Origin of the sequence: Shewanella sp. c952 (assembly GCF_019654975.1) — a bacterium.
Classification (GTDB): Bacteria; Pseudomonadota; Gammaproteobacteria; order Enterobacterales; family Shewanellaceae; genus Shewanella.
In genome coordinates, this window is the sequence record NZ_BPEW01000006.1 from 14,922 (window position 1) to 36,665 (window position 21,744).

At 43.1% G+C, this 21,744-nt stretch carries 18 protein-coding genes; 13 read left to right on the forward strand and 5 right to left on the reverse strand.

The window, feature by feature from the left end:
• Positions 1-19: 19 nt before the first annotated feature.
• Together K5R16_RS06245 and K5R16_RS22455 are read right to left on the reverse strand one after the other, a co-directional pair.
• A complete protein-coding gene (locus K5R16_RS06245) occupies positions 20-613 on the reverse strand; it encodes a LysE family translocator (protein WP_220736677.1) in 594 nt (197 codons plus the stop codon).
• Positions 614-1,062: 449 nt separating this feature from the next.
• A complete protein-coding gene (locus tag K5R16_RS22455) occupies positions 1,063-1,185 on the reverse strand; it encodes a hypothetical protein (protein ID WP_259649781.1) in 123 nt (40 codons plus the stop codon).
• Between the two features lie 215 nt (positions 1,186-1,400).
• Between K5R16_RS22455 and K5R16_RS06250 the strand changes: the two genes are divergently transcribed.
• Both K5R16_RS06250 and K5R16_RS06255 read left to right on the forward strand, forming a co-directional pair.
• Positions 1,401-4,247: a M9 family metallopeptidase gene (locus K5R16_RS06250; protein ID WP_220736678.1), complete on the forward strand. Its 2,847-nt coding sequence runs from the start codon at positions 1,401-1,403 to the stop codon at positions 4,245-4,247.
• A 282-nt stretch (positions 4,248-4,529) separates the two neighbouring features.
• A complete protein-coding gene (locus tag K5R16_RS06255; RefSeq protein WP_220736679.1) occupies positions 4,530-5,096 on the forward strand; it encodes a DUF4136 domain-containing protein in 567 nt (188 codons plus the stop codon).
• A gap of 88 nt (positions 5,097-5,184) precedes the next feature.
• Here the strand turns inward: K5R16_RS06255 and K5R16_RS06260 are convergent, their stop codons facing one another.
• Positions 5,185-6,003, reverse strand: a complete 819-nt coding sequence (locus tag K5R16_RS06260; protein WP_220736680.1) for a DUF2797 domain-containing protein — start codon at positions 6,001-6,003, stop codon at positions 5,185-5,187.
• Positions 6,004-6,390: 387 nt separating this feature from the next.
• Between K5R16_RS06260 and K5R16_RS06265 the strand changes: the two genes are divergently transcribed.
• Positions 6,391-6,783, forward strand: a complete 393-nt coding sequence (locus K5R16_RS06265) for a DUF3568 family protein (protein WP_220736681.1) — start codon at positions 6,391-6,393, stop codon at positions 6,781-6,783.
• A gap of 189 nt (positions 6,784-6,972) precedes the next feature.
• Here K5R16_RS06265 and K5R16_RS06270 read toward each other — a convergent pair whose 3' ends face one another.
• Complete coding sequence (locus K5R16_RS06270) at positions 6,973-7,473, reverse strand: glycine cleavage system protein R (protein ID WP_220736682.1); 501 nt, start codon at positions 7,471-7,473, stop codon at positions 6,973-6,975.
• 180 nt (positions 7,474-7,653) lie between these two features.
• Between K5R16_RS06270 and K5R16_RS06275 the strand changes: the two genes are divergently transcribed.
• The 6 genes from K5R16_RS06275 to K5R16_RS06300 all read left to right on the forward strand — a co-directional run bounded on the left by K5R16_RS06275 (position 7,654) and on the right by K5R16_RS06300 (position 16,265).
• A complete protein-coding gene (locus tag K5R16_RS06275) occupies positions 7,654-9,909 on the forward strand; it encodes an ABC transporter permease subunit (protein WP_220736683.1) in 2,256 nt (751 codons plus the stop codon).
• A gap of 85 nt (positions 9,910-9,994) precedes the next feature.
• Entirely contained in the window at positions 9,995-11,647 is a 1,653-nt protein-coding gene (pstA, locus tag K5R16_RS06280; RefSeq protein ID WP_220736684.1) for a phosphate ABC transporter permease PstA, read from the forward strand.
• Between the two features lie 31 nt (positions 11,648-11,678).
• Entirely contained in the window at positions 11,679-12,497 is an 819-nt protein-coding gene (gene pstB / locus K5R16_RS06285) for a phosphate ABC transporter ATP-binding protein PstB (protein WP_020913396.1), read from the forward strand.
• Positions 12,498-12,522: 25 nt separating this feature from the next.
• Entirely contained in the window at positions 12,523-13,233 is a 711-nt protein-coding gene (phoU, locus tag K5R16_RS06290) for a phosphate signaling complex protein PhoU (protein ID WP_220736685.1), read from the forward strand.
• 486 nt (positions 13,234-13,719) lie between these two features.
• Positions 13,720-15,708, forward strand: a complete 1,989-nt coding sequence (locus K5R16_RS06295; RefSeq protein ID WP_220736686.1) for a BCCT family transporter — start codon at positions 13,720-13,722, stop codon at positions 15,706-15,708.
• A gap of 197 nt (positions 15,709-15,905) precedes the next feature.
• Complete coding sequence (locus K5R16_RS06300) at positions 15,906-16,265, forward strand: YajD family HNH nuclease (protein WP_220736687.1); 360 nt, start codon at positions 15,906-15,908, stop codon at positions 16,263-16,265.
• A 59-nt stretch (positions 16,266-16,324) separates the two neighbouring features.
• Here the strand turns inward: K5R16_RS06300 and K5R16_RS06305 are convergent, their stop codons facing one another.
• A complete protein-coding gene (locus K5R16_RS06305) occupies positions 16,325-16,570 on the reverse strand; it encodes a DUF1289 domain-containing protein (protein ID WP_220736688.1) in 246 nt (81 codons plus the stop codon).
• 238 nt (positions 16,571-16,808) lie between these two features.
• Here K5R16_RS06305 and K5R16_RS06310 point away from each other — a divergent pair, with 238 nt between their 5' ends.
• The 4 genes from K5R16_RS06310 to K5R16_RS06325 all read left to right on the forward strand — a co-directional run bounded on the left by K5R16_RS06310 (position 16,809) and on the right by K5R16_RS06325 (position 21,742).
• The gene (locus K5R16_RS06310; RefSeq protein WP_220736689.1) at positions 16,809-17,981 is read left to right on the forward strand and encodes a chemotaxis protein; all 1,173 of its coding nucleotides are present in this window, start codon (positions 16,809-16,811) and stop codon (positions 17,979-17,981) included.
• Positions 17,982-18,179: 198 nt separating this feature from the next.
• Complete coding sequence (locus K5R16_RS06315) at positions 18,180-19,451, forward strand: methyltransferase (RefSeq protein ID WP_220736690.1); 1,272 nt, start codon at positions 18,180-18,182, stop codon at positions 19,449-19,451.
• A gap of 260 nt (positions 19,452-19,711) precedes the next feature.
• Positions 19,712-20,761: a 3-oxoacyl-ACP synthase III gene (locus tag K5R16_RS06320; protein WP_220736691.1), complete on the forward strand. Its 1,050-nt coding sequence runs from the start codon at positions 19,712-19,714 to the stop codon at positions 20,759-20,761.
• A gap of 75 nt (positions 20,762-20,836) precedes the next feature.
• Positions 20,837-21,742 carry an alpha/beta fold hydrolase gene (locus tag K5R16_RS06325; protein WP_220736692.1) on the forward strand — a complete coding sequence of 302 codons (906 nt, stop codon included), beginning with the start codon at positions 20,837-20,839 and terminating at the stop codon, positions 21,740-21,742.
• The last annotated feature ends 2 nt before the right edge of the window (positions 21,743-21,744 follow it).

Genomic DNA, 21,744 nt, shown 5'->3' on the forward strand with positions numbered 1-21,744 from the left:
TGCATACTGCCTGTGTTGGTTATGGCGCGATCATAGGGATGATTGAGAGTACAAGCAAGAGCGCCATGGTGACGTTAAATATTTTCTGTTGTTTTTGATTCTTTAATAGTCGTTTTAGCACAACACCAAACCCGAGCCAAATAAAGGCACTTGGCAGCGCAACACAGAAAAACACGGTCGCTATAGTGATGACTTGCGGCGTGAGAGCTTGATCCATAGTGGTAAACGTGGCGATTGCACCTATGCCCATAATCCAAGCTTTAGGATTCACCCACTGAAAAGCAGCCGCTTGAATGAAGTTAAAAGGTGCAGGAGTATTTTTACCTTTTAATTTATTACTGCTGTTGGCAATCAACCAAGCTAGATAGAGCAGGTAGGTGATCCCGACATACTTAACGATGACATGCAACACAGGGAAGAGTTGGAACACTGTGCTTAAACCTAACCCTATGGCTAATACCATGGCTGGAAATCCAAAGCAGATCCCGAATAGATGCGGCAAGCTACGCTTGATGCCAAAGTTTACACCTGATGACATCAACATAATATTATTTGGACCAGGGGTGATCCCTGATGAAAACGCGAACAGTGCGATGGTGAAAATGAGTTCCATAATATTAAACCTGAAAGGGCCCCGTAAACGAGTAACAGAGAACAAACTAAAGGAAAATGCATTCTAGCGTGATAGTCAGCCAGGAGGAAAATATTATCTAGCGAGGTTGTAATCAGGATGTTGTTACAAAAAGGTTATAAGTTATCTTTTTTTGTTATACCCCGTGTAATCAAAGCTTAATACTTGCATATTTAGTCGTTAAAAGCAGATTTTTAGGCTTAATCTTTAGGCGTTTTTTTTATTTGACTCATTTTTATATTGTTAATATCTGCAACATGAATTGGAAGTTAAGCGCTCTTTATCTCAGATTGAAAGGGGGAGTGTTCGATAACAAAGGAGCGTCTAATATCGCTTTTGTGTATTTTGTCTGCTGCTTCTAATTTGTTATTGAATGAAGACTTTATCGTTTTAAGATTAGCTTTTTTACGCTTATTCGATTGGCTTAATACTTACGGTTTAGTCTTTGCTGCTGGCTGTTTTTTATACCAACCCACGTACCTTCTAGGCTCACCTACAGGCAATGTCATTGTTAATGGGATCGTCACTTCTTTGACTCTTGAATGTTCATTCATCAAATAGCGCTCTATATGCATGCTCACCCATATTTATCACTTGATTGTGGATATCGTATAAATTATAAATTAATCAATCTTTTTTAACAAAAGATTAACAACATAAGAATAATACAATCTCAATCGTGCAAGACCTTACCGAATACGGGTTAATAGATCACTTTGAAGCTTTAGGTGGTTTTACGACAAAGTCGCGATAATAATTGGAGTCAAATATGTCAATAGAATCATCTAAAGTACAAGCTAACAAAGGTACTTTTAAAGTACATGCTTTAGCATTAGCTTGCACTGCTATACTCTTTCCTAGTGCTGCATTAGCATCTGGGGAAGTCGCGCCAACAGCGAAAGAAACCACCAAAGCGGCACACGGTAATGACTTAAAAAGTCGTTTTGAAAAGGGCGCGAATGTGCCTGGTAAGCAACAAAATGCTGAAAAGACCCAGCGTCAGAACATAGATAAAAATAAACAAAAGAAAGTTGAAGGCCCAATGGGGGCTGTAGGCCCTGCAGCTGAAGCAGAAGAGAACATGTGTAGTCGTGAGCTTGCCGATTTAAGTGGCCAAGCATTATTTGATTTTGTTCGACAAGCCGACATCTCTTGTATCTCAGTGCTTTATTCTAGAAATGATGCGGTATCGGTTGCGGCTTACCAAACTGCAAATGTAGTTTCTGTTGCGAACCAGGTAAAAAATATTGCCGCTACCTATGACAGCAGCAATGGCAATGAAATGCGTAACCTGTTCTATTTTTTACGCGGCGCCTTTTATATTGAGTTTTATAATGATGATTTAACCTACGGTGATACACAGGCGGCTGATGCAGTTTATGGGGCGTTAGTTGAGTATTCGAAAAACCCCAAATTGTTTGATTTAAGCTCGACTGCCGGTGACACCTTGATGGAGTTTTTCACTTCATGGGCGAGTGCCGATCGTGTTTTAGAAAGCGTGCCAGTGATCACCGATTACTTACAAAGGTTTAATGCAGACTTTTTGGCAAGCAATCGCCACCGTGCAGCAATGACCAGTGCCCTAACTACGCTTTATTACGGTAGCTGGGAAGAAGACTACAACAGTAAAGCCATGGAACATGGTGAGCTGATTGATGCGTTGCTGAATATCGCGACAGCCGATTACATTATAAACTCTAATTACCAATATGAATCAACGGACGCCTTTCATGAATTTGGTCGTTTCTATGAGTATCAAGCCTATTGGGATCTACCTCAAAGCTTAAAAACACGTCTTAATGACGGTGTGCAACTTTACATGAGTAAATTTGAGCGCATGTCTGCACAGTGGGCTGACGCCGCGGGTTACCTTGATTATTACAATTCAGGTGACTGTGAGCAGTTTGGTATTTGTGGTTGGGAAGAGGAGCTTGAGCAAACGGCTCTACCTATAAACTACAACTGTAGTGACACTATCTATATTCGTGCGCAACAGTTAACCAATGATGAGCTTCAAGCATCATGTGATTTGATGGGCGGTGAAGAAACACTATTCCATAATGTACTCGCTACTGGCTACCAGCCTGTTGCTGATGACTTAAATGAGAGTCTTGAGGTCAATATTTTCGATAGTTATGATGATTATGCGCAGTATGCCAGCGTCATCTTTGGAATTAACACTAACAATGGTGGGATGTACTTAGAAGGTACGCCGTCGCAAGAGGGCAACCAGGCACGATTTATTGCTCATGAAGCAACTTGGACTGATGAGATCTTGGTGTGGAACCTCAAGCATGAGTATGTTCATTATCTAGATGGTCGTTTTAACCTCTATGGCGCATTTAACTACTTTGATATTGATACGGGTAAGTCAGTTTGGTGGACTGAAGGTTTAGCCGAGTATATTTCTAAGCAAAATCGTAACGATGGGGCTGTTGATATGGGGCGCTCACAGGCTTACAGCCTAAGTGAGATTTTGGCGAATACTTATAACAGTGGTTCGGACCGTGTTTACGCCTGGGGTTACTTAGCGGTTCGTTTCCTATTCGAAAACCACAGAAGTGATGTCGATGCCTTATTGGTGCTAGCGCGTGGCGGTGATGTCGATGGCTGGTTAACTTATATCGATAATACGATTGGCCAAAATTATAATAGTGAATGGAATTCTTGGTTGGGATCAGTGACCAGTAATGATGATTCAATTGACACCGGTATTACTCCGCCAGTTGACTCTGATGGCGATGGCATACCTGATAGTCAAGATGCGTTCCCGAACGATCCAACTGAAACGTCAGACACCGATGGTGACGGCGTAGGTGATAACGCTGATGTCTTCCCAACAGATCCTACTGAGTGGACTGATTCTGACGGTGATGGAATTGGTGACAACGCTGATACTGATGGGCCAGTTGACCCAGTTGAGCATTGCGGCGCAGCCACTATTAGAGATGGCAAGCTAACTCAAGAAAATGTTGAGTGTGTTGAAGGCAGCGATATTAATTACTTCTACACCTATGTTGAAGAAGATAATACGCCGCTTTATATCACAACATCGGGTGGTGAAGGTGATGTTGATTTGTTCTTTAACCAAGATATTTGGGCTAAGCCATTAGACTTTGATGCGAGATCAGAAAATGATGGTAACGAAGAGTCGCTAAGCGTGATAGCTAACCGTGGTTGGGTATATATCAGCTTACTAGCGAACCAAGATTTTAATGGTGTAAGCCTTAAAGTTAGCCTTACAGAAGGCGGCGATACAGGAACCACTCCGGTAGCTGTTGCTGATGCTTGTGCAACACAATCTCCATACGGTTATGGCGGTGTCGAGTTTGGTGAAGCGATTTGTATCGAAGATGGTCACTCTAGCTACTACTTCTATGTTCCAGCTGGAACAGAAGAAGTGAGTGTTGCAAGTGGCCACGGTAGCGGCGATGTTAATCTTTATGGCAATAGCCAAACATGGGCAAACCCAAGCTCGTATGAAGTTAAGTCTGAAAACCAAGGTAATGGCGAAAGCTTGACGATTAGTGCTCCAGCAGAAGGTTGGTATTACATCAGTGCTGAAGGAGCGCCATCTAGCACTGGGGCAAGCTTGGTTGTTAGTGTGAAAAACTAACCACTAAAGAGAACTCACCCTGTATTAAAGCCGGCGCGATATAAGCCGGCTTTTTGCTTTTTATTTTTATTTTAAGCCGCGCTATTTGAAACTAAATAGAAACAATTTCATTTTTCTATTGCTTCCTTTTGCCCTGCATTTATACCAATCAATTAGCCATGTACCTGTATTAATCCAGAATCGCTAAACAGAGATAATAGGTGCAATTGTTATTAGGTCAGGTTAGGTTAATGTTTCAGATGTTAACCTGTGACGTAAATTAAGAGATGGATTTTAAAACACATGATTAAACACTATATTACCGCAGTATTGCTTGGGCTCATGGCGCTGACTGGTTGTAGCTCTCAACCTACAGAAGAGTTGCAGGTCATTCGAACCACAATGGTTACCTCTGGCGATCTGTCTCTTATCAATAGCTCCACCAAAGTGTTCGATTGGCATCCAACCATGTTTGCGGTTCATGCAAATGATGAAGTGAATAAGCAAGTGGTGGTTGCACATATGAAAAGTGCCATCTCAAAAGCTATGCTAGCCAAAGGCTATCGACAGGCAACAGCGCATGAAACACCAAATATACTGGTTGGGTTTGGCTTAGCATTGGAATCGGAGATGAGTGATAAAGAGATATTAAAGCGCGCGGGTTTAGTGCCGGGTTTATCGACTCAAGGTGTGGATGATAAATACGAAAAAGGCTCGGTGCTGGTGGCTCTGTTCTCTCCTCATAATCCGCAACCTATCTGGCGCGTATTAGCACAAGGCTTTACAGAGTTAGATAAAAATCCGGCCAATAGAGAGCAGCGCTTTGAGCAATTACTATCGACGATGTTGAAACCAATTCCTACCGTTTAGTGGCTTAAAACATTATAAATAAAACGCCCTGTTTACCGTTTGGTCTTAGAACAGGGCGTTTTTGTATGCTCACAGCACAGTATTGGTATTAATAAGCCACGCTGACTTCGTAAGAGCCAAACTTTCGAACATTAATTACGCCGGTATCAAAGATTAAGTACTGTCCCTTAATGCCTTTCAACACACCAGATACTTCAGGTTTTTTATCGAAATTATGCGACGCGATTTTGGTTGGAAATTCGCTTACTGGGAAATGGATCTGCTGGATGGGCTCATCAAGTTGAGTCACTGCAAATTCACCGTGTTCCGCTGTTATTTCAGCTAGACGCTCAGTTATCTGTGGGATCAGTGTTTGCGCTTGGGCTTTAAGGTCTAAATCATCTGCATTGCCCTTAAGCATGGTGCGCCAGTTGGTTTTGTCGGCAATCATCTCAGCTAATGCGGTTTCAACGAGACCTGAAATTAAACGCGTTTCGACCTTAAAGATCGGTAAGCCTTGGGTTGCGCCTTGATCTATCCAACGAGTAGGTAATTGCGTATGACGGGTAATCCCCACTTTTACGCCTGAAGTATTAGATAGATAAACATAATGCGGCACGAAACAGTTTGCTTCGCCCCAAGAGGGTTCACGACATGTCCCAGCGGCAAAATGACAGGTTTCGGGTTTCATAATACACATATCGCAACTGGCAAGCTTTTGCATACACACGTAGCAATGGCCTTGCGAATAACTCTTCTTGGTCTTTTTTCCGCAATTACAACAGAGTATTTTGCCGGTGTGTGTCAGGGTTAATTCAGAGCCGATAAGTGGGTTTAAATCGAGCAACTCTTCACCGACGGGTAATTGATATTGCACCTGTTGATTTTCATCAAGGTGGCTACGCATTTTTCTGAGTGTTCCAAGCATGACATTACTTTCTTATTAGGTTTTCGAACAGTCTAACAGATTGTTTGTTGCTATTTGGAATGGTTTTATCGATTGTTGAAGGGAATAAAGAGCAGTATACCGATAGCGTTTTTTGTTGAACTTTTACAAATGAAGCTAAAGTGAACGCTGCGATCAGTTTTGTATGCTATCAATGGGTCTTTTGTTCTTAGATGATTATCAATAACCAATAAGGGTCAGTTTATCCGTTTTCAGATATAAGCATGAAAAGGTTGTTTATTGTGTTGCACATGAATAGATAAGTTACTTTATGCTTTAAATCGGTAAGGCTACATAATATCTTGGTATTTTTAGATATTCATGTCATGTTTGGTATTAAGTTTACATGTCTTAAAGAGGGGAGGACAGATGAAAAAATTGATAATGATCCTGTTAGTTGCATACTCGGTTTCCGGATGTGTTGCAGTCGCAACGGTTGGCAGCGTTATGTACTATAAAAGTCAAAATCATGAAGTGGCTACCGTTGATATAAAGGCGCCATCAAAGAATGTCTATGCCGCAGTGCTTAAGGCTGTAAAAAACAATCCTAATGTAGTGCTTGTCGATAAAGATGATGACTATATGCTGGTTGAGCTGCGTCAAAATGACAACGATGGCAGTATTAAAGTCACTGCAATAAACTCAGAACTTTCTCAGTTGGCAATTACCTCAGGAATTACCTCAGATAATGAAGTGACTCCATTAAAGGCTGTGCTGAAGATCTGTAAAGACTTAGGTGTCGAGTGTAAGGCAAACCAATAAATAGGCAGTAATATAGACTTTGTTTAACCAATATTTTTGCTTATCAAAATTTTAAAATTACTTAAGTCGTGGGTTAGCGGGACGCACAGTTGTATTGCACTACTGTGCTGGTTTTACTTAAAAAAAAGCCTACGTTTGAGTAGGCTTTTGTTTATAAGAGCTGCTAAATGGATGAACTTACTGGCTCAATTAAGCGCTAAGTTTGTCCAATACCACATCATCGCCAATCGCATGCAATGCTTCGGTTAATTTATCTTCATGGCTTGTGTCTTTAAGGCCGACATTAAACTCTGCTCTAAATAGCGCAATACCGGTATGGCTTGCACTTTCATAACGAGTGCTCATATGTTCTATGTTGATCCCTAGCGCACTGATTTTATTTGATATCTCATGCACAAGCCCCGGTCTGTCATAGGCGACTAAAGAGTAACTGAGGTGGGTCACTTTATCGGCAATCTTTTTTGTTTTGGCGAAGGTTAATGCCACGCCTTCCAAACTTTCTAAGGTCTCAATGAGGTCATCCCAATGAGCAGAAGGTACCTCAAGTAATAAGATAGCAGCAAAGATGCCATCGATATGGCGCAGTTCAGAATCTAACCAATTACCGCCATGATGACTTACTGCATGGGCTATTTGTTCGACTAAGCCCTCTCTATCTGTTGCTTGTAGCGTAACTAGATACCTTAACATACTGATATAGCTCCATTAATTAATAAGTTAACCGCTGTAACACTAGTGTCATTTTTGCGTCATATAATGCACCACATTAGAATACGTCACTGTAGTGCTTATTTAGTAACACTACAGTTAGCATAGTCGTTGATACAAGCCCAGTTTAATTTGCTGGCTTTTTAATAATCGAGGTTCTTAATGGAAACTCAGGTATCTCAGCCTGGATCTGCTGCAAAAAACCTATTGATAAACAATGGTACTTCGCGCAGAGCAATCATGGACAAAGCAGCCCAAGTTGGTGTCACCGTAGGTGGTACTATGGTATTTGTGGCCTTGCTACTGATCTTCTTTTACCTACTTTATGTGGTTAAGCCAATATTTGACAGCGCTGAGGTAGCCCCTGTTGCTAGCGCTCGCTATCATGATAGCAAGCCAGCATTAATGGTTGGCAGCGATGAACAAAATGAAGTGATGTACCGTGTATCGCAACTGGGTAAAGTGGACTTCTTTGATACACAAACATCGCAGCTAATTAGAACTGAACAGATAAATACGCCTGCTGGCTCTCATGTGGTGAGTAGTTCTGCGGCAATGCCGAGTGAGCAGCGTTTTGCACTTGGTTTAAGTAATGGTCAAGTCATTGTCGCAGCTGTTGAGTTCGGGGTGACTTACCCAGATAACAAGCGCCTTATTACTCCTAAACTGCGTTTTCCTAATGGCAATGTGCCATTAACCGTAGATGCTGATGGACATGCACTTAACCATTTAGCATTCGATTACAGCAGTGATAAAATGAGCTTTGTTTATCAAGATGAAAACAAAGTATGGCGCATCTCTCGTCAAGAAGGCGAAGAGAACATGATGACCGAAGAGGTCGAGTGGGTATCATATGCAGGTACCATCCCTGATGCTCCTGTGAATGTGCAGCAGCAATTGATGACGCCAGATCAACGCCAATTAATATTGAGCTCCGGTGACAAGCTGTTTGTTTATGATATTCGTGATGCAGAAGCCGTCAGCCTTAGACAAGTATTAGAGCTGGGACGTGCTAAAACCAAAGTCACTAACGTTAGTCTATTGGCAGGTGCAAGCTCATTGTTGGTCAGTTACGACAGCGGTCTCGTGCAGCAGTATTTCCAAGTTAATGGTGATCAGGGACGTCAATATCAAGAAATTCGTGATTTCGACAATCATGCAGGCATTAAGAGCGTTGCTTCAGAGTTTTATCGTAAAAGCTTTGTCACTATCACCGATGATGGCAACCTAAGCCTACTATACACCACCAGTCAACGTGAGCTGTTCTCTGAAAAATTTGACCTTAAAAACCCTGGCACTATTGGCTTTAGCCCACGTTCAAATGCATTGGTCGTTGAAGCAGATGGCAAGCTAAACCTGTTTAGTGTTTCCAATACTCACCCTGAAGTGTCGTGGAGTGCGATGTGGAGTAAGGTGTGGTACGAAGGTTATCCAGAGCCTAAATATGTATGGCAATCAACATCTGGTTCAGACGACTTTGAGGCTAAATTAAGCTTAATGCCGTTAGCATTTGGTACCATGAAAGCCGCGTTATATGCGATGTTATTTGCTACACCATTGGCTATCGCTGGCGCGGTTTACACTGCTTATTTCATGTCACCTAAAGTACGTGCCATTGTTAAACCAACCATTGAAATTATGGAAGCACTGCCAACCGTGATTCTTGGCTTCTTAGCGGGCCTTTGGTTAGCTCCGCTGATTGAAGATAATTTGCCCGGTATATTGACCTTGCTGGTATTGCTGCCGGTGTCGGTACTGTCGAGTGCATTTGCTTGGCATAAGTTGCCAGTAAAGTGGAAACAACGTCTACCTGATACTTACCAAGAGATCATGCTCATTCCAGTGATTCTGTTCATTGGTTGGTTCTCCTTCGCCATAAGCCCTGGTCTCGAGTCAGCGCTCTTTGGCGGCGATACCCGTATGTTCATTACCAACGAGCTTGGTATCACCTTCGACCAACGTAATGCCTTAGTCGTTGGTATTGCCATGGGCTTTGCAGTGATTCCGACCATTTTCTCAATCGCAGAAGATGCAGTGTTCTCTGTGCCACGTCACCTCTCAAACGGAAGTTTGGCGTTAGGTGCAACCACATGGCAAACACTAACAAGAGTGGTATTACTAACTGCTAGCCCTGGTATTTTCTCTGCGGTAATGATGGGACTTGGCCGTGCCGTTGGCGAAACCATGATTGTGCTGATGGCCACCGGTAACACGGCGATTATGGAGTGGAGTGTTTTTGAGGGGATGAGAACGCTAGCTGCCAACATCGCGGTTGAGATGCCGGAATCTGCTATTGGCAGTTCGCACTACCGTGTACTGTTCCTTGCTGCATTTGTACTGTTTATCTTTACCTTCTTCTTCAACACGATTGCAGAAGTGGTGAGACAACGTCTACGTGAACGCTATAGCTCACTGTAACCGCTTATTTATATGGATGTTGAGATGATACTGAATATGTTTTTAATCAATAAGAAGTCGCTTGTCGCCGTAAGAGGTTTAGCTAATGGGTAAGTGGTTTAAGTCTGGTTCTCCGTGGATTTGGATGACCAGCGGCGCTGTCAGCGTATGTCTAATCGCAGTTCTTGGCTTGCTGTTGCTTATCGCATGGCGCGGATTAAGTTACTTCTGGCCTGCTGATATTTATCAGTGGGAGATAGAAGATCAAAATAATGTGCGCTCTACCATTATCGGTGAAGTCTACGATAGAGAAGAGGTGCCCGTTGAGCGCTTGCTGTCTGCAGGGCACACTTTTGATGCTGATGTGGGCGATACGGTGACTCGTTACCTGATTAAAACCGGTAACCGTGAATTCGTTAGCTTAGATTTTCGCTGGGTTATGGAGACTGATATCATTTCGCGCTCCAAGCCTAATGATATCGCGGTGATTGAACGTAGCAAAAATGGCGACTTCTATGGTTATCCGGTAGGGATTATTGAAGATGGTCAACGTTTAACGCCTGAGAATATTGAAACTGCTTTTGCTGAACATATCGAACGCGCTGTCGCGCTTAACGATAAAGCGTTGGATATTCAAAAAGGCGATATTGGCACCATAAACTATGAGCTTGAAAATCTGCGTTTAAAGTCACGTAAATATGAGCTAAATAATGCGCTTACTGAAAGTCGTAAAGCAGAGATTGAAGCGCAAAGAGCAAAGCTTGATGCCCAGTATCAAATAGTCGAAAAAGAGTTCTTTGCTCTTAAAACTGAAGCGGGTCGTGACTCAGTCATCATTCGAGATATGCGTGGTGAAGAGGTGACGCTTAAACTGGATACTATTTTAGATGTCACCTACGCAAACCGCCTTGGGACTTTGGGTAAAATTGGTCATTGGTTTATCGGTATCGGTAAGTTTGTTAGTGATGACCCACGTGAAGCCAACACTGAAGGTGGCGTATTCCCAGCGATTTTTGGCACCGTATTTATGGTGATGTTGATGGCAGTGATTGTGACCCCCTTTGGTGTAGTTGCGGCAATCTACCTGCATGAATATGCTAAGAAAGGGCCAGTTACTAAGATGATCCGTATCGCGGTGATTAACTTAGCGGGTGTCCCCTCTATTGTTTACGGTGTATTTGGTTTAGGTTTCTTTGTTTATATGTTTGGTGGCTCGATTGACCAACTGTTTTACCCTGAAGCGTTACCCGCGCCAACTTTTGGCTCGCCAGGTGTTATCTGGTCGGCATTAACGCTAGCGATTTTGACGCTGCCAGTGGTGATTGTATCGACCGAGGAGGGCTTGAGCCGTATTCCTAGCTCGGTACGTCAAGGTAGCTTGGCGCTGGGTGCGACGAAAGCTGAAACCCTATGGCGAATTATTATTCCAATGGCAAGTCCTGCCATTATGACAGGTCTTATTTTAGCGGTAGCGCGAGCGGCGGGTGAGGTTGCTCCTTTGATGCTGGTTGGCGTGGTAAAGCTGGCGCCAACATTGCCTATCGACATGAATTTCCCATTTGTGCATTTAGAGCGAAAGTTCATGCATTTAGGTTTCCACATCTATGATGTTGGTTTCCAAAGCCCTAACGTAGAAGCTGCGCGTCCTTTGGTATACGCTACTTCCTTCCTTTTGGTCTCGGTGATTGTGGCGTTAAATTTAACTGCCATTGCTGTCCGAAACCACTTACGCGAAAAATATCGTTCGCTTGAGCATTAATTGACGATTATCCTTAGTGATAGGAAACAACATGATTTCAATAGATCAATCGGTAATGAAGACTGACATGCTAGACCTAGAAAACTTAAGCAAAGAAGATACGGCATTAGAGATCCGTGACTTAAACCTTAAATATGGTGATAAACAGGCGCTGTTTGATGTGTCTATGCATATCCCTAAGAAAAAGGTCACCGCCTTTATTGGCCCAAGTGGTTGTGGTAAATCAACGCTACTGCGCTGTATTAACCGCATGAACGACTTGGTTGATAACTGCCATACCAGCGGTGAAATTTTACTGCATGGTCAGAATATCTACGACAAAAAAGTCGATGTAGCAGCGCTGCGCCGTAATGTCGGCATGGTATTCCAACGACCAAACCCGTTCCCTAAATCAATTTACGAAAATGTGGTTTATGGTCTGCGCCTGCAAGGTGTAAATAATCGTCGTGACTTAGATGATGCTGCTGAGCGCTCGCTGCGTGGCGCAGCGATTTGGGATGAAGTGAAAGACAGGCTTCATGACAATGCATTTGGTCTGTCAGGTGGTCAGCAGCAGCGTTTGGTGATTGCGCGAGCGATTGCGATTGAACCTGAAGTGTTACTGCTCGATGAACCGACATCAGCACTTGATCCTATCTCTACATTAACCATTGAAGAGTTGATCACTGAACTTAAATCTAAGTACACCGTGGTTATCGTGACCCATAACATGCAGCAGGCAGCGAGGGTGTCAGATCAAACCGCCTTCATGTACATGGGCGAGCTGGTTGAGTATGCCGACACCAACACCATCTTTACTACGCCACGTAAGAAAAAGACCGAAGATTACATTACTGGTCGTTACGGATAAATTGAACTGATTGAGGTTTATTGCAATGGAAAACATGAACTTAAATAAACATATCTCTGGTCAGTTTAATGCTGAATTAGATGATATTCGCAACCGTGTATTAACCATGGGCGGCTTGGTTGAGCGTCAACTTGAGCAATCGCTTGATGCGTTAGCTGCACTTGATTCTGAATTGGCGCAAAAAGTCATAGAGGGTGACCATAAAGTCAATGGTATGGAAGTGGCCATTGATGAAGAGTGCACCCGCATTATTGCTAAGCGTCAACCTGCTGCTAGCGATCTACGTTTAGTACTGGCTATCTCTAAAACCATTACCGACTTAGAACGTATTGGTGATGCCTGCGTGAAGATTGCCAAAGCAGCTATGGATAAGCGCTCTAAGAATCAACAACCGCTATTGGTGAGTATCGAGAATATGGGGCGTCATGCGACTCGCACCTTGCACTCAACACTTGATGCACTTGCCCGCATGGACGCTGATGTGGCGCTTGAGCTGCATAAAGAAGATATTAAATTGGATAAAGAGTATGAAGGCATTATTCGTCAATTGATGACCTATATGATGGCCGATCCACGCTCTATCCCAGAAGTGTTAGACGTACTTTGGGCTGCCCGCGCTGTTGAACGTGTCGGTGACCGCTGTCAGAACATTTGCGAATACATCATCTATTACGTTAAAGGTAAAGATGTACGCCATATCTCTTATGAAGAGATGGAAAAAGACCTCAATTTTTAATGTTGGCGTTTTGCAGGCCAGATTGCATCTGACACGACCGACCCAAATATGAGACCAGTGCCACAGATTGATTGTTGCTGCTGGTTTTTTATTCGAAAAAACAGCATTTTGCTGTTTTTTTCGTATTTGAGATCTGGACGAAAATCTCAACTCAGGAAATAATATATTATCGTTGATGAATTTTGTGACCGTTAATCATCAAAGACAAATTCTATTAAATAGCTGGATCAGGCCGCCTAGGCAGATTGGGGGTTGAGCTATTCAATGCAATTTGGAATATGTAAGTTGCCCAATACCTAAGCTCACACAGTTGCAGGCTATTGGTTTCATAAGCATTACTTTGGTGAGTACAACTCACGGGCCTAACCACAAAATGATAATCCCGCCAGTGTATTCTTATATTAATCTATAAGCTTCTTATCTCTGGTAGGCCACGTATGTGCCGAGATAGATAGAGGCGCGTACTTCATTAACTGCGGTAACTGTATGTCGATTAAATCGAGTATTAATCCACCTGTTTTTTTCTCTTCTGTTTTTCTTATTACTGTTATGGTGCTGTTTGGTGCAATTTGGCCAACACAAGCCCAAGAAGTGTTCTCTATTACTAAATCCTGGTTTGAGTTGAAAGCTGGCTGGCTTTACATCTTAGGTGTAGCGATTTTTCTAATTTTTGTTATTTTCGTTATGGTGTCGCGTTTTGGTGACATTAAACTCGGCCCAGACCATTCTGAACCCGATTACAGCTATAAAAGCTGGATTGCAATGCTGTTTTCTGCGGGAATGGGTATTGGTTTGATGTTCTTTGGTGTTGCTGAACCGGTGATGCATTATCTTGCGCCACCAGATGCCACACCAGAGACCATTCAAGCGGCTAAAGATGCGATGAAAATTACTTTCTTCCATTGGGGCATACACGCTTGGGCTATTTACGCGGTAGTTGCTTTAAGCTTGGCGTATTTCTCTTATCGTCACAAGTTGCCACTGTTGCCACGCAGTGCGCTTTATCCGTTAATTGGTGAGCGTATATATGGCCCAATCGGTCATGCGGTAGATACCTTCGCGGTATTGGGCACCATGTTCGGTGTCGCAACGTCTCTTGGTTTTGGTGTGCTGCAAGTTAACTCAGGCCTTAATTACTTGTTAGGTGTACCAGTCAACTCATACGTGCAAGTTGGTTTGATTATAGGTATCTCGATTATCGCGACCTTGTCGGTATTCTCTGGGTTAGACAAAGGGGTTAAACGCCTAAGTGAGCTGAACCTTGGCCTCGCTATACTGTTGTTGATTGTTATTATGATATTCGGCCCAACAGTTGAATTGTTGCAGTCGTTTGTGCAGAACACAGGTGGTTACCTAAGCGATATTGTGGGTAAGACATTCAACCTCTACGCCTATGAGCAAAAGAACGATTGGATCGGCGGTTGGACCCTGCTTTATTGGGGCTGGTGGATCTCATGGTCACCATTTGTTGGTACCTTTATTGCGCGTGTTTCACGTGGTCGAACTATCCGTGAATTCTTAATCGGTGTGTTATTTGTGCCGTCGGCTTTCACCTTCTTGTGGATGACTGTATTTGGTAATACGGCGATTGACGCCATTATGAATCAAGGTGCAACTTATCTTGCTGATGCGGTGTCTTCAGATGTATCAGTGGCGCTGTTTGTGTTTTTTGAACATATGCCATTCTCTACATTATTGTCGACTATCGCTCTGTGCTTAGTGGTGACATTCTTTGTGACATCATCGGATTCTGGCTCATTGGTTATTGATAACTTAACCTCCGGTGGCGATCATAATGCGCCTGTATGGCAACGTATTTTCTGGGCTCTGCTGCAAGGTGTTGTTGCATCAGTGCTATTGCTAGCGGGTGGTTTACAAGCACTGCAAACGGCTGCCGTCGCTAGCGCCTTACCGTTCTTAATTGTCATGTTACTAATGTGCTTTGGACTGTTTAAAGCCCTGCAAGATGATTGGTTGAAAATCAACAGTGTGCAGTCACATAACACCAGTGTGCAGTTCACTAAAACCAATGTCAGCTGGGAAGATCATATTGACGTTTTAGTATCGCATCCAAGTGAAGATGAAGCGCTCGGCTTTTTAGATAAAGTCGCCAAACCAGCACTGAATAAAGCCTGTGAAGCCTTTAACAGCAAAGGCGTCTCGGCAGAGCTGTTGAATTTTGAAAACCGAATTCGATTCGTCATTGCTAATGAAGAACACAATGACTTTGTTTATGGCTTACGGATCCGGGCATTTAGTATTACCAACCCGATTGAAAGTGAGGTTGCTGACGTTGCTGAGGGTGGGTCGGAGTACTACCGCGTTGAAGTGTTCTTAGAGCACGGCGGACAACACTACGATGTCATGGGCTTTACTCAGGAGCAGGTGTTAGCTGACGTTGTGACTCAATACGAAAAGTACTTACACTATCTGCATCTTTCTAGCTCTGAATATTTGGGCGAAGAGATAAAGTAACATTGTTTATATTCAGATAATTCCTCGATACAACTGTGTCGAGGAATATTTGTACCATCAAAGATAAGCAGTAGATTTGAAGCCAGTGCCATTTACAGCTAAATCAGCTGATAAGAGCATCTTCAGAAGCTTGGGTATAGATGACTTTCAGTGTTAGAATCCAGCTCATAAGTGTTAATTCAAGATGAGATAAGTGAATGCCTGCACCAGGACAAAGTAAGTTAGATAAAGTACTGGCCGAAGCTCGAGATTATAAGGCTAAACGTGAAACCGGTTACCGAGAGCAAGCGCTTAAGCTTTATCCTTGGGTTTGTGGTCGTTGTACTCGCGAGTTTAACAATGCGAACTTACGAGAATTAACGGTGCATCATCGTGATCATAATCATGATAACAACCCATCGGACGGCTCGAACTGGGAATTGTTATGTCTGTATTGTCATGACAACGAACATTCGAAGTTTGAAGAGTTGATTCAGTACGGTGCAACCACTGAAACCAAGGTGGATGCAGCAACCTACAATCCATTCGCTGATTTGAAAAGCATGCTTAAGAAATAACCGACCTTATTGTAGAGTCATACAATATAGAAAAAGCCGCATAACGCGGCTTTTTTGTTTTATGTTGAGCTGTTGTCAGTGTTGGCTATTCTAGCTTCAGCCTCTAACCATTTGGCTCGGCTCAAAATGGCGCTATTCTCACCATCGGCCATGTCAGCTTTACGTTGTTCAAGCTTAGACCAGACTTGCGCTTTTCTTTCTTCACTGGCGTTACCCCAACCGACAATTTCGTCAATGTGGCGATAGCATCCCATACAGTAATCATCTTCATTTAGCCCACAACGAGCTACGCAGGGTGATTGCATTATATTGTACACCTGTTCGAATTTGCGTCGAAGTGTAAGTTAGCTAGAATTGAGTTACAAGTGAGTGGTTATCTCTGTGATTTATAATCTAGTAACAACTGACTATTTACGACTTGATGGCATAAAATTTATGGGTACATAACTTTACACGTAGTGCTCAAGCTTAACCAGTGATAGAATTCGCGGAAATCAAACTTTAGATATAATATTCAGTATGTTGCAACTTTTTGGAGGCTTTATGAGAGCGATGTATCGCTTTTGCTTTGTCAGTGTTATTGGCGTGTTAGTGGCTGGTTGTTCGCTATTAGAGGTAAAGCTTGAGAGCGGTATTGAACCATTGCCAAAAGATCAGTTAAACATGCGCGTGTTTAGTCGCGATTTTAGTACTGTATTCTACAGCCAAGTGGAAAGTGCGGCTGATATGATAGAGCGAAATAGCGATAGTATCCCAATCAAATCGAACGCTTTGATGTGGAAAATTAACGCAGAGCAAAACTTGCAACATACTATCTTTCAAGCATCACCGACCGCTGCGATGGTTGATACATGGGTATTCACCGAACAGATGGCGCAGTTTTTTGAAGCGGGTGCAGGCAAAAATGTATTTGGTGAGCAGCAACAAGCTGCGATTGATGTCAGCAATAGCTTGAGAAATCAGTTTGAACGAACAATTAAAAATTTCGGTGCCAGCAATTTTAAGAAAAATCAAGCCTTCGTAAAACAGTATGTGGCCAAGTACCCGATTAAAGATATGTCGTTTACTCGCCAATCTGCATTTACCAACTGGCTTGAATATAATGAGATCAATGAGTTTGATGCGGTAACCACGTTTGGCACCGTGCCTGAGGTGATGAGCGATATCTCTGACAGAATGGCAATGATTGCCGAGCAGATGCCAAAAATACTAGGGTGGAAAGCGGAGCTATATGCCTTGCACTCTAATATCAACGCTGAAGAGGTACAAGCAACCTTGATGAGTATCAGTAATACTTCGGCGAAGTTCCAGCAGTTGATGGCTCAAAGCCCTGAAATGATGCAAGCACTGGCCGTTGATCTGCGCCGAGAGCTTACACCGCTACTTGAGCAGTTAAGTGAGACTACTGACGATAAACTTAGTCAGCTTTCAGTTGAGCGACAAGCATTGGAATTGATGGTTAGAAATGAGCGGGTTGCTCTTGAAGCTATGGTTGCCAGAGAAAGAGCCGCGGCAGCTGTTGACTTAGAAGCAATCTCGGAGCAGACCGTTAAAGTGGTGTTTGAAGAGCTCAGCAAAACCTTAAAAAGTTTAATACTCTATTTTGTGCTGTTTTTGCTGGTGGTATTTTTTGCACCACTTGGGCTCGGGGTGTGGTTGGGTAAGCGCATGCAAATTCGAAACAGTGAGAAGCAGGCTGTAAAACCTAGCGCATAGCTGTGGTAAAGTAGCGTTACTAATAAAAGGAGACGCAGTCTGTGTCTCCTTTTATTGTCTTTGCTACTGACCTATATATTAACAAGTATAGAAGTGGTGAATATCGAAGTACTCTTTATTAGAAGTATCAGTATTGAGGTATCAGTATTGAAGTCGTCAGTATTACACTTATCAGCGTTGAATTAACCATTATTGAATATGCCGCAAAATAATAGTCACACAGTCGCATTTGCCGCTCAATTTAAGCAACTTGAACGCTTACTCTGTGCCAGTCGTCCACTGTGGCAGAATCGTAGTTTTGAGTGTGCACAGTTACCTTGGTCGGAGGCTTTTCCGGCTCTTGCTGAAACGGTGTGGCAGTTGGCAGATATTGAACTCGATGAAATTGATGCTTGTCAGTCACGTCTTAATGTGTTGCTTTTACCATCACTGCGTAAGGATTTATTGGCAGCGGGTAAAGATTGGAATTTAAGTTTACTGTTGCCGAACTCGCTTACAGCAGCAGATACTGAAGTTAATACATCAACTGATACCGCTACCGAACCCTTGCTTGATTTTGGTGATATGGCGCATTTCAGCGCACATATTAAGGGCCGGAAATGGCATCAAATAACTGCATTTTCGGCGAAGATCCCTGCAAGTAACCTACCAGTGCTTGAATGGTGCGCAGGTAAAGGACATCTAGGCCGCTTAATTGCTAAGTTAAATCAGCGCAGTGTTACCAGTTTAGAGTGGCAGCAGAACTTATGTGATGCTGGCCAACAGTTTGCCGATAAATGGCAGCTGCCACAGCGATTTATCTGTGCTGATGCATTTGATGCGCAGCAACAGCAGCTTAAAAAAGAACAACTTGCAGTGGCGTTACATGCGTGTGGCGATCTACATGTCACTTTGCTTAAACATGCTAGACAAGCTGGAACTAAGCAGTTGGTGATATCACCATGTTGCTACCACCTTATAAAGGCTAAGTTTTATCAGCCATTGTCTAACGTCGCTAAAGAGACTGAGCTCTTATTGAGCCGTGCCGACCTGCAGTTGCCACTGCAGCAAAGCACGATAGCGAGTGAGAAACACAAGCAATACCGCTTAAAAGAAATTGCTTGGCGATTAGCTTTTGATTCATTACAACGAGAAATGCGTCAAGTTGATGAGTATCTGCCTGTCCCGTCGATAAAACAGAGTCAGCTAAGCGGCTCTTTTGAGGCTTTTTGTCGATGGGCAGCAGCTAGCAAACAAGTGGTTTTAAATGAGTCAATAGATTGGACACATTACCAAGCATTGGGATATGAGCGACAGCGACTGACTCGCCGTATAGATATAGTGGCGCATCTGTTTCGAGCGGTACTCGAAAAGTGGTTATTACTTGACCGCGTTTGCTATCTTGAAGAGAGCGGCTACCGAGTTGAGTTGAGTGAATTTTGTGCAAACAGTGTTAGCCCTCGAAATGCGCTAATTAGCGCATTTAAATAGAAAAACTGTAGATTTGTAATTTAATAAGTGCGTAACAAATTGTTTATTAAGTTGTAATTAAGTCTGCTGTGATTGAATTAGGTGTAAAAGTAGTGCCATTTTTATAGAAAAGCCGATGATATAGCGTATTAAAAGGTCTCAGATATGAGGTTTTTTATTGAATCATCGGCTTTTTCTTGCTCAAATGGCTGGTTAATAATAAATAATTATCTATGTTGGTTGATATTTGACCAATGCAGTGAGCGATTAAATTAAGTTTCATGAAATATTCCCGCGTTTTTATCAATAGCATGGCCTACGAATTAGCGCCTGAAGTTGTTTCGACTTCAGAGCTTGAATCTCGTTTAGCGCCGTTATACAAAAAGTTTCGTATCCCGATGGGGCAACTTGCTGCATTGACTGGGATCCATGAAAGACGCTGGTGGCCAAAAGGGCACCGACTTTCTGATGGAGCTTTAGCGGCGGCGCATAAGGCAATCAATGAAACTGATGTTCAGATCAGCGATTTAGGCGCAGTGGTTTACACTGGTGTTTGTCGTGATCAACATGAGCCCGCAACAGCATGTCGTATCGCTGCTGAATTAGGGGTTTCCAAAGACACAGCCATTTACGATATAAGTAACGCCTGTTTAGGCGTACTGTCGGGCATTCTTGATATTGCCAACCGTATCGAGCTGGGGCAGATAAAAGCAGGCCTAGTGGTCTCTTGTGAGTCAGCTCGTCATATTGTTGATATTACTATCGACAAAATGCTGGCTGAGCCAACCATGCAGAACTTTGCTCAGTCATTGGCCACGCTGACTGGTGGTTCAGGTGCTGTCGCTGTGTTACTGACAGATGGTAGCTTGGGTTTAAAAGGTGCTCGTCAGCATCAGTTGTTAGGTGCAAGTCATTTGTCTGCACCGCAGCATTACGATTTATGTCAGTGGGGACTGGAAGAAGCTGGTCCTCAATTGTATCGCGAATTTATGCGTACCAATGGCGTAGCATTGCTTAAAGAAGGTGTTGAACTTGCACGTCATACTTGGACACACTTCTTAGATCAGCGTGACTGGTTGGTAGAGCAAGTCGATAAGGTGATTTGTCACCAAGTGGGCTCATCGAATCGCCGCAATGTACTTGAAGCGCTCAATATTCCTGAAGAGAAAGAGTTTCCTACCTATAAGCTATTGGGCAATATGGGCACGGTTTCATTGCCTGTTACCGCTGCTATGGCGCACGATCAAGGTTTCTTGAAAAGTGGCGACCAAGTGAGCTTTTTAGGTATAGGCAGTGGCTTAAACTGCATGATGTTAGGGCTGAAGTGGTAAGTAAACACACTAGCAACTAAACACTGCTAGCTAGCCCTACATAGTTAAGCTCAGTAAAGAATTATAGGAAGCGTCATGTTAGACACTCTGCACCCATTTAAACGCAATTATTTAGATAGAAACGGCAATAAACTTCAATATGTGAACGAAGGCTCTGGTGATCCAGTCGTCATGGTTCACGGTAACCCGAGTTGGTCGTTCTACTACCGAAATCTTATTAGCGCATTAAGCGATAAGCATCAGTGTATTGTCCCTGACCACATTGGTTGTGGTTTGTCTGATAAGCCAGACGATAGCGGCTATGATTATACCCTTAAGAGTCGTATTGACGATCTTGAAGCGCTGCTTGAGCATCTTGATGTAAAAGATAATATCACGCTGGTGGTTCACGATTGGGGTGGAATGATTGGTATGGGTTATGCGGCCCGTTATCCTGAGCGCATCAAGCGTTTGGTGATTTTAAACACTGGTGCATTCCATCTGCCTAAAGCAAAACCTTTTCCATGGGCGCTATCAATTTGCCGTAATACTTTACTCGGTACTTGTTTAGTGCGTGGTTTTAACGCTTTCTCATCTGCTGCATCCTATGTTGGCGTTAAGCGTAAGCCTATGCATAAAGATATTCGACAAGCCTATGTCGCGCCATTCAACTCTTGGGCTAATCGTATCTCTACTTTACGTTTTGTACAGGATATCCCGTTAAAGCCGGGTGACCGTAATTACGAAATGGTGTCTGACATTGCTGCAAGTTTAGATCAGTTTGCTAAGGTGCCAACAGTTATCTGTTGGGGACTGCAAGACTTTGTGTTTGATAAGCACTTCCTCGATGAGTGGAAACTGAGAATGCCTCATGCAACCGTGCATGAATTTGCAGACTGTGGTCATTACATTTTAGAAGATGCGGCTGATGAAGTTATCAGCCATATAAAAACCTTTATCGATGAAAACAGCATTGAAGTTGCCCAAGACTCGGTGGCATAAAA

Bases quoted from the DNA above. Each gene is read 5' to 3' on its own strand.
- K5R16_RS06245 (WP_220736677.1), bottom strand. From the start codon at position 613: ATGGAACTCATTTTCACCATCGCACTGTTCGCGTTTTCATCAGGGATC.
- K5R16_RS22455 (WP_259649781.1), bottom strand. From the start codon at position 1,185: ATGAATGAACATTCAAGAGTCAAAGAAGTGACGATCCCATTAACAATG.
- K5R16_RS06250 (WP_220736678.1), top strand. From the start codon at position 1,401: ATGTCAATAGAATCATCTAAAGTACAAGCTAACAAAGGTACTTTTAAA.
- K5R16_RS06255 (WP_220736679.1), top strand. From the start codon at position 4,530: ATGATTAAACACTATATTACCGCAGTATTGCTTGGGCTCATGGCGCTG.
- K5R16_RS06260 (WP_220736680.1), bottom strand. From the start codon at position 6,003: ATGCTTGGAACACTCAGAAAAATGCGTAGCCACCTTGATGAAAATCAA.
- K5R16_RS06265 (WP_220736681.1), top strand. From the start codon at position 6,391: ATGAAAAAATTGATAATGATCCTGTTAGTTGCATACTCGGTTTCCGGA.
- K5R16_RS06270 (WP_220736682.1), bottom strand. From the start codon at position 7,473: ATGTTAAGGTATCTAGTTACGCTACAAGCAACAGATAGAGAGGGCTTA.
- K5R16_RS06275 (WP_220736683.1), top strand. From the start codon at position 7,654: ATGGAAACTCAGGTATCTCAGCCTGGATCTGCTGCAAAAAACCTATTG.
- pstA (WP_220736684.1), top strand. From the start codon at position 9,995: ATGGGTAAGTGGTTTAAGTCTGGTTCTCCGTGGATTTGGATGACCAGC.
- pstB (WP_020913396.1), top strand. From the start codon at position 11,679: ATGATTTCAATAGATCAATCGGTAATGAAGACTGACATGCTAGACCTA.
- phoU (WP_220736685.1), top strand. From the start codon at position 12,523: ATGGAAAACATGAACTTAAATAAACATATCTCTGGTCAGTTTAATGCT.
- K5R16_RS06295 (WP_220736686.1), top strand. From the start codon at position 13,720: ATGTCGATTAAATCGAGTATTAATCCACCTGTTTTTTTCTCTTCTGTT.
- K5R16_RS06300 (WP_220736687.1), top strand. From the start codon at position 15,906: ATGCCTGCACCAGGACAAAGTAAGTTAGATAAAGTACTGGCCGAAGCT.
- K5R16_RS06305 (WP_220736688.1), bottom strand. From the start codon at position 16,570: ATGCAATCACCCTGCGTAGCTCGTTGTGGGCTAAATGAAGATGATTAC.
- K5R16_RS06310 (WP_220736689.1), top strand. From the start codon at position 16,809: ATGAGAGCGATGTATCGCTTTTGCTTTGTCAGTGTTATTGGCGTGTTA.
- K5R16_RS06315 (WP_220736690.1), top strand. From the start codon at position 18,180: ATGCCGCAAAATAATAGTCACACAGTCGCATTTGCCGCTCAATTTAAG.
- K5R16_RS06320 (WP_220736691.1), top strand. From the start codon at position 19,712: ATGAAATATTCCCGCGTTTTTATCAATAGCATGGCCTACGAATTAGCG.
- K5R16_RS06325 (WP_220736692.1), top strand. From the start codon at position 20,837: ATGTTAGACACTCTGCACCCATTTAAACGCAATTATTTAGATAGAAAC.